The following is a 14,281-nucleotide window of genomic DNA, read 5'->3' as shown; positions in this document are numbered from 1 at the left end:
CGTTTACTTTTCTTTTGGAAAGAGCGGCAAAGGCTCTAAGTAAGTAATATCTTTGCGGTCCTGTGCATCACCCTCGGCCAAAACAGAGGCACGGCCAACAATCTTGCCGCCAAACTGCTCGACCAGTTTTTCCATAGCTGCCAGTGACTCGCCGGTGCTGATAACGTCATCGACAATCAGCACACGCTTGCCGTTAAGGCCCTTGTAGTCGTCCTCTGCAAGATACAGTTCCTGCAGATGGTCTGTCGTAATTGACTTGACTTCTACATGAATAGGGTTGCGCATATAGGATTTGAAGCTCTTGCGCGCAACGATATAGCGCCCGCAGCCCTGGCGTGCCATTTCATAGCAGAGCGGGATCCCCTTTGTCTCTGCTGTAACAACCACGTCGTGTGCCGGGCAGCGTTTTAGCAGTTCTGCCGCGGTGGCTTTGGTAATTTCAACATCGCCCAGCATAACAAAACCGGCAATATCCAGGGTGTCGCTGATGGGGCAGATCGGCAGGTCGCGCTCACAGCCTGCAATGGTCATGTGATAGTACTTTAAGCCATTGATTGTAACAATTTGATTCACAGAAAACCGGCCTTTCTTCATAATGAAGTATTCATTTTAATACTTAATACAATAAAAATTGAGGTGCAGACAGAGTCAGCCGGGCGGCCATGCCATAGCACGTCCCCCTAAAAGATGAAAGTGCAAGTGCTTAACAGACTGCCCGCCGTCTTCGCCGACATTGCTGACAATACGCCAGCCGCCGTCCAGGTGATTTTCTTTGGCCAACTTTGCGGCGACCTCAAAAATATGGGCAACAATCGCGCTGTTTGCGGGCGTAATCTCTGCCGCAGAAGCAATGTGTTCCCGCGGAATAATCAGTAGATGTACCGGCGCCTGCGGCTCCAGATCTTTGAAAGCGACACAGAGGTCATCTTCATAAACCCGCGTACTGGGAATTTCCCCGGAAGCAATTTTACAGAATACACAGTCCATTCTTTTTCCTCCTTTCCCATCTATATGAAACAGAAAACATATTGTACAGGCAAAACCCACTGCAGTACAAAGACGTACTGCAAAGCAGATACATAGATATTATAGACAGTTTTGGTGCATTTCGCAAGCAAAATCTTACTGCACAAACCCGGCAACAATGTCCGCTGCTGCTGCCAGCGCTGCGTCAAGTTTCGAGAGATCCTTTGCACCGGCCATGGCAAAGTCAGGCTTACCGCCGCCGTTGCCGCCAGCCAGCTGTGCAACCGCCTTGGCGATTTTGCCGGCATGTGCACCCTTTTTCTGGGCCTCTTTGCCGACTGCAACTGCAAAGTTTGCCTTCGCGCCGTTTACGCCGGCAAAGACAGCCACTACATTTGCGTCTTTGTCGCGGGCCTTGTCGCACATGGTGCGCAGGGCTGCCGCGTCCGCACCGCTGAGTTTTCCGGTGCAGACCTTGACACTGCCTGCCTGCTGTGCGTTTGCCAGCATCTGATTAACTTCCCCTGCTGCCAGCTTTGCCTCAGTCTTTTGCAGCTCGTTTTCCGTCTGTTTGAGCTGAGAAACGACCTGCTCCGCGTGCTGCGGCAGGTCTGCTGTGCTGTTCAGCTTGAGCGCCGCGGCCGTGCTGCTGATTGTCTTTAAGCTGTCGTTGAGCAAACTGTAAACACCGTAACCAGTCACTGCCTCAATGCGGCGTACACCGGCCGAGGCACTGGTTTCGGACACGATCTTAAACAGGCCGAGCTTTGCGGTATTATCCACATGGGTGCCGCCGCAGAATTCTCTGCTGAAATCGCCGACAGACACGACCCGCACAATTTTTCCGTATTTCTCTCCGAACAAAGCCATTGCGCCCAATTTTTTGGCTTCTTCAATCGGCATTTCGCGCGTTTCCACTGGCACAGCAGAAAGAACCACTTCATTGACCATTGTTTCAACTTTCTGCAGTTCTTCCGCGGTTAGTGCAGCAAAATGCGTAAAGTCAAAACGCACGTGTTTTTCATTGACCAACTGGCCCGCCTGCTCTACATGCGTGCCCAGGACTCTGCGCAAAGCTGCCTGCAACAGATGCGCGGCTGTATGGTTGCGCATAATCGCCTCACGGCGCTTCCAGTCGGGTTTAACGGCAACGGCATCGCCTACACGAATGGTGCCGGCCTGTACGCTGCAATGATGAATCACGTTTTTCGCATGGTTTTTGGTGGTATCACTGACAGCAAGCACAGCGTCGTCTGCACTGATGGAGCCGGTATCGCCCACCTGTCCGCCGCTCTCGCCATAGAAAGTTGTGCGGTCAAGGACCAGGCCGATTTCGTCGCCGGCATCAGCGGACTCTGCCCGCGCGCCGTCTTTCAAAATAGCAAGTACTTTGGCATCGGCTGTCTTCTCTTTGTAGCCAAGAAAGTCTGTCTCCGGCACGCCCTTAAGCAGGTCGCTTTCGCCCTCCCAGGACTCTGCGCCCGCGTTTTTGCGTGCGTCACGCGCTGTTTTACGCTGTTCCTGCATCCGTTTTTGGTAGGTCTCTTCGTCAACCGTCATGCCGCTTTCTGCAGCGATTTCTTTGGTCAAGTCAATCGGGAAACCATAGGTATCGCTGAGCTTAAAGGCATCTTCTCCAGAAATGACAGTGCCTTTGCTGTGCTGCATGATTTCGCCCAGCAGCGCCGTACCCTGGTCGATTGTTTTGGAGAAGCTTTCTTCCTCAACGGAAATGACTTTCTGTATCATTTCCTGCTTTTCAGAGAGCTCCGGATAGGCTCCGCAGCTCTCGTGAATCACCATCTGCGCCACTTCTGTCAGGAAGGGGTGGTCAATGCCGAGCAGCTTGCCATGGCGTGCAGCGCGGCGCAACAGGCGGCGCAGCACATAGCCACGGCCGGTGTTGGAGGGCATAATGCCATCAGCAATCATAAATGTAACGGAACGCACATGGTCGGTAATCACACGGATAGAAACATCATTCTTTTTATTTTTTCCGTACTCTGTCTTTGCAATTTCACAGACTTTTTTTACGATATTCTGTACGGTATCTACCAGAAACAGATTATCAACATTCTGCATCACGCAGGCAAGACGTTCCAGCCCCATGCCGGTGTCGATATTGGGGTGCTCCATGGGTGGGTAACCGCCGTGGCCATCGCAGTCAAACTGTGAAAAAACCACATTCCAAAACTCTACATAGCGGTCGCAGTCGCAGCCGACGCCGCAGGTAGGCTTGCCGCAGCTGTGCTCGGGGCCGCGGTCAAAGTAGATTTCTGAGCAGGGACCGCACGGCCCGGGGCCGTGCTCCCAGAAGTTGTCCTCTTTGCCAAGGCGCACAATACGGTCTGCAGAAACGCCGACTTCTTTTGTCCAAATGTCAAAGGCCTCATCGTCGTCCTGATAAATGGTTACCCAAAGTTTGTCTTCCGGCATCTCCATTACTTTGGTGCAAAACTCCCACGCCCACGCGGTGGCCTCGTGCTTAAAGTAATCGCCAAAAGAAAAGTTGCCCAGCATTTCAAAGAAGGTGCCATGGCGGTCGGTAATGCCCACGTTTTCAATATCGCCGGTGCGGATGCACTTCTGGCAGGTAGTCACTCGCTTGCGGGGCGGGGTCACTTCACCGGTAAAGTATTTTTTCATCGGTGCCATGCCGCTGTTAATCAGCAGCAGCGAATTGTCGTCTTTTGGAATCAGCGAAAAGCTGGGCAGCCGCAGGTGCCCCTTGCTCTCGAAAAATTCCAGATATTTTTCCCGGATTTCATTTAGTCCCATCCACTGCATTATTGTTTTCCGTCCTTCTATTGATAAAATTTAACTGACAAAAAAAGAAAGGTGCCCCGTCCACAATGGGACGGGAACACCCGTGGTACCACCCAAATTGCGCAAAATGCGCCGCTTTTATCCCTTAACGCGGGAAACGCCGCCGCTCGTTGCGGGGAACTCCGGGCCGGCTCTGCTTTTTGAAAAAACACCAGCTTTCACCGCGCGCCGGCTCTCTGTAGATTTTTCAAAAGGCATTTGCCCTTCATCGTCTTTGCTATATCGCATTTATTATAAACAGGAATGCCGAAAAAGTCAATCATTTGGGTAAAGCGCGTTGGCAATTCTTTGAAAAACCGGGCCACAGGTTTCGCCGCCGCTTTTTCCGTTTTCCGCCATAACTGCCACCACATATTTCGGTGCGCCTGCCGGGAAAAAGCCAGCATACCAGCAGATTACCTGCTCTTTCCCTGCAGCAAAGCGCCCTGTCTGCGCGGTTGCGGTCTTAGCTGCCGCCTGCACATGTGCCGGCCGGCCCGCCCTGCCGGTGCCGGAAAGGACACTTGCCACCATGCCATCGCGCAAAAGCCGGGCGGTTTTCTGTGAAAAAGCCCGCGTGCTGCCAGCCTCTGCGCTGCGCTGCACGATATGCCCCGCAGCGTCGGCAAGGCCCAGCGACAGTGACGGCTGTGTATATCTGCCGCTGGAAGCCACTGCATTGACCATTGCCGCTATTTGCAGCGGCGTAGCCGTCAGGCTGCCCTGTCCAAAGGAAAAGTTAGCCAGTGCGCGCGGATTCTGCAGTTCTTTCAAGCTTGGCAGCGTACCCGCGTTTCCGGCAAGCTGCGGGGCAATTTCTGTCTGCTGCCCAAACCCCAGCCGACGGGTCATTTGCAAGAACTGCGTCAAAGGGACTTTCTGCATACAGGAAATAAAATACGAATTGCAGGACTGCGCCAGCGCTTCCTGTAGAGTGATTCTGCCGTGGGCCTTTTCCTCTGCGCAGTGAAAGCGCAGCCCGTTTACCGTTTTATAGCCGTGGCAGCTGTACTTTGCGTTCGCGTCCAGTCCGTTTTCCAGCGCAGCAGCGGCGGCTGTCAGCTTAAAGACAGAGCCAACGCTATAGGGCTGCAGCGTGCGGTCCAGCAGCGCGCCATCGGTGCTTTTGAGCGTTTTGGAAAGGCTGCTTGGGTCAAAGCCCGGCAGGCTGACGCTAGCCAGGATTTCACCGCTGCCGGCTTTTAAAACAACCACCGCTCCTTTTTGAAAAGCGGTACCCACGCTTGATTCCGCAATTTTTTGTACAGAAGAATCCAATGTCAGCACGGCGCTATTTACGCTTGCCGGTATACTGGAAGTGACCTGCGGCACTTCCCCAGGCAGCGGGTGCCGCAGAGCGTCTACCGTATAGCAGACCTGCGTTGTTACGCCCGCACGGGAAAGGACACTATCAAAAGCTTTTTCTGCACCGCAGGCACCGTGGCCGCTATTGTCTAGATAGCCCACGGTGTGTGGTGCCAGCGGATGCGCTGTGCGGCGCTCTTCCTGCGAAAAGCACAAGATGCCGTCCCCTTTTACGGGGGCAGGCAGTTCTGTCAAAAAAGGCAGGCCTTTTTTCATCTGCGTATAGACTTCCTGCATTTCCCCCTGTGAAAGCACCTTGCAAAGCGCGGCGGCGCTTTCTTTACTCGGCTCCACTGCCGCAAGGACAGAAGCTTTTCCGCCGGTCAGTGGTCTGCCGCTTCGGTCGTACAAGGTTCCCCTGCCCAGCGTAAAATGCAGCTTTAAAGTCTGCTGCTCAGCAGCTGTCTGTGCCAGGGTATTTCCCCAGACAGTAGTCCTGAAAATTTGTGTCATGCAGAAGGAAAGCAGCACTACCATTGCTGCAAAGGCGCACAGAATCCTCTTTTCCGTTTTTTTCATCAAAAAAGCCTCCTGCCAGAAAGTTTTTCCAGCAAGAGGCTTTCTTATTCGTAAAGTTACACCGAATTGGTTTGTTTTTCCGCAGTGCGCACCCGCAGCAGAGCGCCGGGCGCAATTGGGGTATCTGTATAGAGCAGTACCCGCATTACTGCATGATTGGCAGACTCAATCGGCTCACCGTCCCCGTTTTCGATATGGTCCATTTTGACCAGGTACGGCGTTTTCCCCGGCTCAAGTACATCGGCGACATCGCCGCGAAAGAAGCGATTTCTCTGCGAAAGCACTGCCACGCCGTTACAGTAAGACTCGCAGACTGCGGCGACCTCATAGTCGCGCACATAGCTGCCCAGCTTCAAGCTTTCGTCGGGCCTGCCAAAGTAAAAACCAGTGCTGTACTGCCGGTGGCTGATTTTGTTGAGTTCTTCTGTCACCCACGGGGTCAGCGGCCGGCAGGCAGTTGCATCGTCCAGCGCACGGCGGTAAGCGTTGGTCGCCGCCGCCGTATAGTAGGCAGATTTCGCGCGGCCCTCAATTTTCAGGCTGTCCACACCAGCCTGCGCAGTTCTGGAATATGCTGAGACATGTTCATATCTTTCGCATTTAAAATATAGGTGCCATCGCTGTCCTCGTCAATCGGCAGATAGACACCCGGGCGGGTCTCTTCACAGAGGGCATACTTCCAGCGACACGGCTGCGCACACTCGCCGTGGTTTCCATCGCGTCCAGTAAAATAATTAGAAAGCAGGCACCGCCCCGAAACAGAAACGCACATGGCACCGTGCACAAAGCATTCGATTTCCAGCTGCTTTGGCGTTTTTGCGCGTAGCGTTGCCACTTCCTCCAGCGAAAGCTCACGTGCAAGCACCACGCGGCTCGCGCCAAGCTCATATAAGCGCCGCGCGGCTGCGTAGTTGGCAACACCGGTCTGTGTGGAAATATGGATGGCGACCTGCGGCGCAACCCGCTGTGCCATTGCCATAACTCCCATGTCGGTAACAATAAACGCATCCACACCGGCGTCGCGTGCCATGCGCAGAAAGGGTTCCAGTCCGTCAATATCGCTGTTGCGCGGAATAATGTTACAGGTCAGGTATACTCGAACGCCTCGGCTGTGCGCATACTCGACACCGTCTGCAAGCTGCTGCGGCGTAAAGTTAGAAGGCGCGCTGCGCATACCGAAATTGGTGCCGGCCAGGTACACTGCGTCCGCGCCAAACTGCACTGCGGCCTGCAGACGTTCCATATCGCCAGCAGGCGCCAGCAATTCCGGCAGACGAGCCGGCGGTTTGATTGATTTCATGACTTGAGACCTGCCTCTGCTAAGTTTTGAGCCTGCTCTTCTGCTGAAGAAGCATAGTAAGCTTTCTTTGTTTTAGGATTGTGACAGAAATACAAATACGAAGTTTGGTTGGGGCTGAGCGCCGCATTGATGGCGGCCATGCCTGGGTTGCAGATTGCACCTGCCGGCAGTCCCTTTACGGTATAAGTATCATATTTGCTTTTATAGCTGCTGCCAAGGCTTGCCGGAACTGCGCTTTTGGTGCGGTAGGGATAATAGACTGTCGAGTCACAGTCAAGCGTATAAATATCGTATTGGCTGCCGTACTTTAAGCGGTTGCGCAGCACCGAAGAAACATTAAGCATATCATCAGAATCCGCCGACTCGGACTGTATAATCGAGGCCAGCGTAATCAACTGGTCAAGCGTCATATTTTTGGCTTTGGCTTTGTCGCGTATCTGTTTCGTGTAGTGTTCGTTTGCATCATTGAGCATTTTCTGCAGGATGTTCTGCGGGTCTTCATCTTGATAGAACTCATAGGTATCCGGGAAAAGGTATCCCTCAAATTTATAGTAGCGTCCCTTTAAGTTCTTGGCATCAGAAACCATCGTAAAGGTGCTGTCAAAAGCAGAGGTATTGAGCACATCCAAGAACTTCTGCGCAGAAGAAACCGCACCGTTTTTTTGCAGCAGATGTGCGATCTCCACCGCGTTTTGTCCTTCAGGAATGGTCACCTTAACCACGTCTTTGCGCCCTTCGTTTGACTCAATGGTATTGACCAGTTCTTCAAAATCTGTTTTGGCGTTGATCTGCCAAGTACCGTTGTGAAAGCAGCCGTCGGCTTTACGCAATTTCACGTACGTACAGAAAATATCTGGATTATCAATTAAGCCTGCCTGGTGCAGAATATCTGCAACTTGCCGGGTAATGGTTCGGTTGGTTTCTTTGGCTGTACGCTGCTGCTCAGCTGTCATCTTCTTTAAAGCGGAAGGCTTCACCGACTTTTCGGTCACACTGGTGGGAATTTGCACCGTAATATTGGTGTCGCTGCGGTTTACCGCCAACACGTCATTCAGGCTGGTCACTAAAAACTGCCCCAGTACAACCGCCACTAAGAGAACCATACACCACCACACAGCCCGGAAAAAGCGCTGGTTTTTCTGGCGCTTTCTCTTATTGCGCCGCTTGTGGTTGCGCTTGGCGCGCTTTTCGTCGGCGGCCTCGCGGGCAGCTTCGGCTTTCATTGCCGCGTCCCCGCTGAAGCTGCTGAGCGACTGCGGGTGTTCATTTTCAGTCATGAATGTACCTCCTGACGGCCGGAAGGGCAGGCAGCAGTCCTGCGAATATATTTCTCTGTAATCAAAAGATCGACCGGCCGGTCATAATAGCCGTGTGGCAGTTTCCACGGAGAACACCCGTGGTAGCAAATGCCAATCGTGCTTCCGCCAAAGTCTGCCAAGAAGCGGTCGTAATACCCCTTGCCATACCCTAAGCGGTATCCCTGCGAGTCAAACCCCAGCCCCGGCACAATACAGAGCCCCCGGCTCAGGTCTGTAACCGGCCGGCAGCGCTGAACGGCAGGCTCCAGCACCCCAAACGCGCCCGTCTCCAAATCGGAAAGGGACTTAATCCAGTAAAACTGCATCTGGTAAGTACCCGGAATGCAGCGCGGCGCTGCCACCCGTTTGCCATGTGCCAGCGCGTCGCGGATAATGGCAAGGGTATCCACTTCAATCGGCTTGCTGACATAGATAAACAGGGCGCTGCATTTCTGGTAGACAGACAGCTGCAGCAGCCGGCAGCAGATCTGCTCATCCATCTTCTGTTTTTTCTGTGGTGTCAGGGATTTACGGTAGCTGCGAAACTGCTTTCGCAGCTCCTGTTTCAGTTCTTTAATATTTTTTTTCACACGCATTGAATTGATTTTCTGATCTCCTGTGATTTTTCTTTTCCGCACAGCACTTCGACCAGCTTTAGAGCAAAGTCTACTGCAACGCCGGCTCCACGGGCAGTGATAATGCGGTCCCACTGAACAACAGGCTCTGTGCCAATTTCGCAGTCCAAGTCTTTCTCATAGCCCGGGTAGCAGACAGCCCTGCCGCCCCGGAGCAGCCCGCAGTGTCCTAAAATAGAGGGCGCCGCGCAGATAGCGGCCAAATAGTTGCCGTTCTCTGCACACCAGTCGATTGCTGAGTGGACAGTATGGGAATTTTCCAGGTTGGTCGTTCCGGGCATACCACCGGGCAGCACAATCATATCCGGCGGATTTTTAACCAAATCCATATCATATCCGGAAAGATCCGTTTCTACCGTAACCGCGTGGGCACTTGTCACCTTTTGGCCGCCCACACCAATGGTCAAGACCTCTTGTCCTGCGCGGCGCAGGATATCGATAACGGACATTGCTTCCACTTCTTCAAAGCCGTTTGCTAAAAATACATATACCATTTTAAAGCAGCTCCCTTCTATTTCTCATATCTCTATATTGTAAATGATTGTGCAGTTCTGCTTTTACAGCAGTCCTGCTTTTTGCAGCGTCTGCAAAATTTCGCGGTGAATCCTCTGCGGCGTTTTCGGAGCGCCGCCCTCACTGCAGGGCAGCACACTCCAGTGCTGCTGTTTTGCCGCATAAAAGGCGGCGTCCCTGCAGGCATGCTGAAAAGTGCTGTCTTTTTCGTGGATGTCCTTTTGCTGCTCGTCCCCATGATAGCGCTTTTCCAGCAGTGCTTCTGACACGGTTTCCGGCATATCCAGAAAAATTGTCAAATCAGGTATTGGCAGTGCCAGACGGCCGTATTCATAATCGAAAAGCCAATCTGTAAAAAGCCCCCATTTTTCCCGTGGAAGTTTTGGCAGCTGATATACTAAATTGGAGGTTGTGTATCGGTCTGCAAGGATCAGCGCACCGCTGTCGTAATCCGCCTTCCAAAATTTCCGGTAAGAGGCAAAGCGGTCTACCGCATAAAATGAAGAGGCGGCATAGGGGTTAACATCCTGCGGCTGAGAACCAAACTCGCCGTGCAGGTACATTTTCACCAGCGCAGAGGAAGGCTGCGCATAATCTGGAAACGAAACATGCCGGCAGCGCACCCCCCTATCGTTCAGCGCCTGGCAGAGCATTTCCGCCTGGGTCTGTTTGCCACTGCCGTCCAGTCCTTCCAGTACCAGCAGTTTACCCATTTTTCTCACTTTCTTTTGCCGCATAATGTGCGCGCATTTCTTCCTGTTTTCCACAGCTCATTTTCCCCTCGGGGCAGGCGCCGTTTAAGCACGGCGGACCGGCCTTTTGAAACAGATGCGGCGCCGCTTCGCGCACCAGCCACAGCATCTGCTCCGCTACCGCGCGGATTTCCCACTGGGCACGGTTGCAGCAGCGCAGTGAGAAAAAGTGCAGCAGGCTGCGCGCATCCATGGTGCAGATAATCTTTGTCGTGCAGGCATTCGGCAGTACAAAGCGTGCATCTTCATTGGCCATTTTTTGTGCCTTGCTGTCGGCGGCCTTTTCCGTAAGGCCCGCTTTGAGCAAAGCAGCTTTGTGTTTTGCTTTCAGCAGCTCTGACAGGCGGTCATAGTGGCGCTGGTCCTCTTCCATGGCATGCAGGTACTCCTCTTTCGCCTCGGGAATGGCCTCAATTTCCGGCGGCAACACATAAGAAAAATGGCTCTCTGCAACATAGCGCTGGCTCTGCACGCTGTAGCTTGCAATGCGGTGGCGGGTCAGCTGCGCCAGAAAAGAGCGCGAAACACCCTCGATGCCAAAGGTAAAAGAGGCATGCTCAATCGGGCTTTCATGATGGTTCTGCATAAGGACATCGACAAAATGAGAAATGCACTCATCGGTCATTCCCTTCTGTATTTCGTCAATATCAGAGGGGGAATAGCAGAGTTTCGCCGCAGAAGCGACGGTCTTTTCCGGCAGATACGTATAGGTAAGCAGTTCTACATGCGGCATGGCAAAGAAACCCCCAAAATAATTTCTGTAAAACAAATGTTGTCGAAAGGATTATTATATTATAGCAAACTTCTATTCCAGATTCAACTGATTGATTTCCCCGGCGGCAAAACATGGCCCCCAAAGCGTAACGTTTTTCTTTCTGCGCCATAAGATGGTACAGAGCGAGAACCATTTTGCCTGATAGGAGGATTTTGATATGAACGAAGCAAACGAGGAACTGCGTGCCGCAAATGCAAGAGAAGCGGTCTGCATTGACGCGCAGCGGGTCTATGATTCCTGCAGCGCAAAGGACTGCCTGGAAGACCTGCCGGTGTGCTTTACAAAGGCGCAGCGCTCGATTATTGAGCGGTGCGTCAGTGTACGCCTGCGCAGCGTAGACGTGCTGACGGTTTACATGAATATGGAGCCGGTGCCTTACAATAAAGGTTTCTACTCCATTGACATGACCTTTGCCTTTGATATCTGCCTGGATGCCTACACGGCACCCGCCACCTGCCCCATTAAAGTAAACGGCATTGCGCTGTTTACCAAAAAAGCAATTCTGTACGGCAGTGACGGCGATGTAAAAGTCTTTACCAGCACGACACCCTGCTCTGCTGCAGAAAATAGCACAGATACCCGTGCCCTGCCCAAAGCAGTGTGCCAGGTGGCACAGCCGGTTGGGCTTTCCGCCCGGGTAGCCGACTCTCGCCCGGGCCCGCGCACGGGCTGCAAAATACCCGATGACCTGTGCGAGCGCTTTGGCGGCGACTTTGACTTTGAGTGCGGGCGCAGCGTGTTTGTTACCATTGGCCTGTTCTCTATTGTACAGGTCGTACGCAATGTGCAAATGCTGATTCCTGCATATGATTTCTGCATTCCCAGCAAAGAGTGCACGCCCGCCAGCGACAATCCCTGCGAAATGTTTAAGCGCATCGATTTCCCCACCGATTCCTTTTTCCCGCCCCGCGTAAGCGAATCCGGCAGCGGCGGCTGCGGAAAAAAGCAAACAGAAAACGGCTGACACAAAAGCGGCAGGTGCTGAGAAAAGCATCTGCCGCTTTTGTCATTCTGCACGCTTTAAATGTGCAAAATTGGCCATAATCTTTTTGGTTCCCTTGGTTTCAAAGGCAATTTCCAGCAGACTGTCGTTGCCCATCGGTGTTACATTTAAGACCATGCCCTTGCCAAAGGCGCGGTGCACCACCTGGTCGCCCGGCTGAAAAGCCGGTGCTTTCTGCTCTTTGGCAAACTGCGGCGTACCAAAATGCAGGGCCGACTCCATTGCAGCGGCACGCACCTCTTTGTTGGAAACCGGCAGCGTCATGCCCGGCACAGGCTGTTTCCAGCTGCGCGCGGCGCTGTGCTCGGTCAACTCCTCCGGGATCTCCTGCAAAAAGCGGCTGGGGCGGTTGCGGTTGGTGGAGCCAAAAATTGTGCGGCTCTGCGCATTTAAGATATACAACTGCTCCCGTGCGCGGGTAATTGCCACATAGGCAAGGCGGCGCTCTTCTTCAATTTGCTGCGGGTCGTAGATTGCCTGCACGCCCGGGAAAATACCGTCCTCAAAGCCCGGCAGGAACACGACCGGAAACTCCAGTCCTTTTGCCGAGTGCATTGTCATCATGACCACAGTGTCTGCCGTGCTGTCGTAATTGTCAATATCGGTCATCAGCGAAACTTCTTCCAGGAAGCCGTCCAGGCTGGAAAGTTCACCGTTTTCCTCTTCATACTGCTGGATATTGCTGCCCAGCTGGCGCAGGTTTGCCACGCGGTCCTGCACCTCTATGTTTTCGGGTGCGCCAAGGCTCGCTATATAGGAAGTATCTTCCAAAATTTTGTCGTAAAGTTCCTTTAAGCTGTGGCTGTCGTCCTCATTCATTTCCATAAAGCTGCGCATAATCTGGGCAAACTGCAGCAGCTTCGGCGCGGTGCGCTTGAGCGGCTCAAACTCATCCGCATGGTCAATAACATAAAAGACGCTTTCATCTATCTGCGCCGCAATCTGAGAAGCGACCGCCAGTGTCTTGTCGCCGATACTGCGTTTTGGCTGGTTAATAATACGGCGCAGGCGAATCTCATCATTTGAGTTGTTAATAACACTGAGATAGGCGATCATATCGCGGATTTCTTTGCGCTCGTAAAAGCGCAGGCCGCCGATAATGCGGTACGGAATACCGGATTTTACGAAATTCTTTTCCAGCGCACTGGACTGCGTATTCATGCGGTACAGAATGGCATAGTCGCTGAATTTTCTGCCGTCCGCGACGCCCTCTAAAATCTGCTTGCCGATATAGTCGGCTTCGTCCTGTTCATTAATCGCGGTATGCGTCTGAATCTTTTCACCGACTGGGTTCTGCGTCCACAGGGTTTTCCCCTTGCGCTCCTGGTTGTTGGCAATGACCGCGTTGGCAGCATTTAAAATAGTTTGAGTCGAGCGATAGTTCTGTTCCAGGCGAATCACCTTAGCGTGCGGAAACGTCTTTTCAAAGCTGAGAATATTCTCAATGGTGGCGCCGCGGAATTTATAGATGCTCTGGTCATCATCGCCGACCACGCACAGGTTGCCGTCCTTGCCGGAAAGCAGCTTTACCAAAAGGTACTGTGCATGGTTTGTGTCCTGATATTCGTCTACCATAATATACCGGAATTTTTTCTGGTAGTAGGCCAGTACATCCCCATTTTCCTGCAGCAGGCGTACTGCGCAGGAAATCAGGTCATCAAAGTCCATTGCGTCCGCTTCCTGCAGACGCTGCTGATAAAGCTGATAGGCACGGCCGATTGTCACGGCGCGGTTGTCATTGCCCGCCGCCTGCAAATAGGCTTTGGGGTCTGTCAGTGTATCTTTTGCGCGGGAGATTTCATTCAGTACAGCCTTGCAGGCCAGGACCTTTTCATCTACCTCCAGCTCTTTCAGGCAGTTTTTCATCAGGCGTTTGGAATCATCTGAATCATAGATCGTGAAATGGGTGCTGTAGCCGATGCGGTCACCGTAGCGGCGCAAAATGCGCGCACAGGTGGAATGAAACGTGCCGGCCCAGACTTCCTCCCCCTGCTCGCCCAGCATCTTAGCCAGGCGGTCCTTCAGTTCCCCGGCTGCCTTGTTCGTAAAGGTAATGGCCAAAATCTGCCACGGTGCCGCGGGTGAAACCGCCAGGTGCCAGCGGGTCTTGTCTGGAATTGGTGTATCTTTATGCAGGTACATCTGCATATCCGACACATCTTGTGCGCTCAGCTGAGCGGCTGTGTCTGCATAGGCATCGCCGTAGCGGATGATATTGGCAATGCGATTGACAAGCACTGTCGTTTTTCCGCTGCCGGCACCCGCCAACACCAAAAGCGGGCCATTTACCGTAAAAACTGCTTCCCGCTGTTTGTCATTCATACGGGCAAATTCTTTTTCTAAGACCTGC

The 14,281-nt window shown here is 52.9% G+C and carries 12 protein-coding genes, 1 pseudogene and 1 other annotated feature; of the genes and pseudogenes, 1 reads left to right on the top strand and 12 read right to left on the bottom strand.

The genetic code is table 11. The features are described from left to right. Positions 1-3 precede the first annotated feature (3 nt). The 11 genes and pseudogenes from LKE53_02280 to thyX all read right to left on the bottom strand — a co-directional run bounded on the left by LKE53_02280 (position 4) and on the right by thyX (position 10,886). Positions 4-531, bottom strand: coding sequence for an adenine phosphoribosyltransferase (locus tag LKE53_02280; GenBank protein MCH3971591.1), 528 nt, complete (start codon positions 529-531; stop codon positions 4-6). Positions 532-648: 117 nt separating this feature from the next. Then, the gene (locus LKE53_02275; GenBank protein MCH3971590.1) at positions 649-987 is read right to left on the bottom strand and encodes a histidine triad nucleotide-binding protein; all 339 of its coding nucleotides are present in this window, start codon (positions 985-987) and stop codon (positions 649-651) included. A gap of 135 nt (positions 988-1,122) precedes the next feature. Beyond that, positions 1,123-3,753, bottom strand: a complete 2,631-nt coding sequence (gene alaS, locus LKE53_02270) for an alanine--tRNA ligase (GenBank protein ID MCH3971589.1) — start codon at positions 3,751-3,753, stop codon at positions 1,123-1,125. A 63-nt stretch (positions 3,754-3,816) separates the two neighbouring features. Next, positions 3,817-4,010, bottom strand: a binding site (T-box leader). A gap of 37 nt (positions 4,011-4,047) precedes the next feature. Next, positions 4,048-5,655 (bottom strand): penicillin-binding protein 2, encoded by a 1,608-nt coding sequence (locus LKE53_02265; GenBank protein MCH3971588.1) that lies wholly within the window; start codon positions 5,653-5,655, stop codon positions 4,048-4,050. 56 nt (positions 5,656-5,711) lie between these two features. Continuing rightward, a complete protein-coding gene (locus LKE53_02260; protein MCH3971587.1) occupies positions 5,712-5,939 on the bottom strand; it encodes a U32 family peptidase C-terminal domain-containing protein in 228 nt (75 codons plus the stop codon). A 138-nt stretch (positions 5,940-6,077) separates the two neighbouring features. Further along, positions 6,078-6,685: pseudogene (locus LKE53_02255) on the bottom strand (U32 family peptidase). A gap of 266 nt (positions 6,686-6,951) precedes the next feature. Further along, positions 6,952-8,232: an endolytic transglycosylase MltG gene (mltG, locus tag LKE53_02250; GenBank protein MCH3971586.1), complete on the bottom strand. Its 1,281-nt coding sequence runs from the start codon at positions 8,230-8,232 to the stop codon at positions 6,952-6,954. Next, on the bottom strand, positions 8,229-8,849 hold the full coding sequence (locus LKE53_02245; protein MCH3971585.1) for a 5-formyltetrahydrofolate cyclo-ligase: 621 nt from the start codon (positions 8,847-8,849) through the stop codon (positions 8,229-8,231). The genes mltG and LKE53_02245 overlap by 4 nt, the downstream gene beginning before the upstream one ends. Continuing rightward, on the bottom strand, positions 8,840-9,382 hold the full coding sequence (locus LKE53_02240) for a DJ-1/PfpI family protein (protein MCH3971584.1): 543 nt from the start codon (positions 9,380-9,382) through the stop codon (positions 8,840-8,842). Before LKE53_02240 ends, LKE53_02245 begins: the two co-directional genes overlap by 10 nt. Before the next feature lie 63 nt (positions 9,383-9,445). Further along, positions 9,446-10,114: a thymidylate kinase gene (locus LKE53_02235; GenBank protein ID MCH3971583.1), complete on the bottom strand. Its 669-nt coding sequence runs from the start codon at positions 10,112-10,114 to the stop codon at positions 9,446-9,448. Then, complete coding sequence (thyX, locus tag LKE53_02230; GenBank protein MCH3971582.1) at positions 10,107-10,886, bottom strand: FAD-dependent thymidylate synthase; 780 nt, start codon at positions 10,884-10,886, stop codon at positions 10,107-10,109. The genes LKE53_02235 and thyX overlap by 8 nt, the downstream gene beginning before the upstream one ends. A gap of 199 nt (positions 10,887-11,085) precedes the next feature. Between thyX and LKE53_02225 the strand changes: the two genes are divergently transcribed. Continuing rightward, positions 11,086-11,892, top strand: a complete 807-nt coding sequence (locus tag LKE53_02225) for a hypothetical protein (protein ID MCH3971581.1) — start codon at positions 11,086-11,088, stop codon at positions 11,890-11,892. A 42-nt stretch (positions 11,893-11,934) separates the two neighbouring features. Here the strand turns inward: LKE53_02225 and LKE53_02220 are convergent, their stop codons facing one another. Next, the gene (locus tag LKE53_02220; GenBank protein ID MCH3971580.1) at positions 11,935-14,253 is read right to left on the bottom strand and encodes a UvrD-helicase domain-containing protein; all 2,319 of its coding nucleotides are present in this window, start codon (positions 14,251-14,253) and stop codon (positions 11,935-11,937) included. Positions 14,254-14,281: the final 28 nt, after the last annotated feature.

It is taken from the genome of Oscillospiraceae bacterium (assembly GCA_022483045.1).
Classification (GTDB): domain Bacteria; phylum Bacillota; class Clostridia; order Oscillospirales; family Acutalibacteraceae; genus Caproicibacterium.
This window is presented reverse-complemented; position numbering and strand designations above follow the sequence as displayed.

What these genes read in the sequence shown, in the direction of transcription:
- LKE53_02280 (MCH3971591.1), bottom strand. Translation starts at nt 531, where the DNA reads ATGACCATTGCAGGCTGTGAGCGCGACCTGCCGATCTGCCCCATCAGC.
- LKE53_02275 (MCH3971590.1), bottom strand. Translation starts at nt 987, where the DNA reads ATGGACTGTGTATTCTGTAAAATTGCTTCCGGGGAAATTCCCAGTACG.
- alaS (MCH3971589.1), bottom strand. Translation starts at nt 3,753, where the DNA reads ATGCAGTGGATGGGACTAAATGAAATCCGGGAAAAATATCTGGAATTT.
- LKE53_02265 (MCH3971588.1), bottom strand. Translation starts at nt 5,655, where the DNA reads ATGAAAAAAACGGAAAAGAGGATTCTGTGCGCCTTTGCAGCAATGGTA.
- mltG (MCH3971586.1), bottom strand. Translation starts at nt 8,232, where the DNA reads ATGACTGAAAATGAACACCCGCAGTCGCTCAGCAGCTTCAGCGGGGAC.
- LKE53_02245 (MCH3971585.1), bottom strand. Translation starts at nt 8,849, where the DNA reads ATGCGTGTGAAAAAAAATATTAAAGAACTGAAACAGGAGCTGCGAAAG.
- LKE53_02240 (MCH3971584.1), bottom strand. Translation starts at nt 9,382, where the DNA reads ATGGTATATGTATTTTTAGCAAACGGCTTTGAAGAAGTGGAAGCAATG.
- LKE53_02235 (MCH3971583.1), bottom strand. Translation starts at nt 10,114, where the DNA reads ATGGGTAAACTGCTGGTACTGGAAGGACTGGACGGCAGTGGCAAACAG.
- thyX (MCH3971582.1), bottom strand. Translation starts at nt 10,886, where the DNA reads ATGCCGCATGTAGAACTGCTTACCTATACGTATCTGCCGGAAAAGACC.
- LKE53_02225 (MCH3971581.1), top strand. Translation starts at nt 11,086, where the DNA reads ATGAACGAAGCAAACGAGGAACTGCGTGCCGCAAATGCAAGAGAAGCG.
- LKE53_02220 (MCH3971580.1), bottom strand. Translation starts at nt 14,253, where the DNA reads ATGAATGACAAACAGCGGGAAGCAGTTTTTACGGTAAATGGCCCGCTT.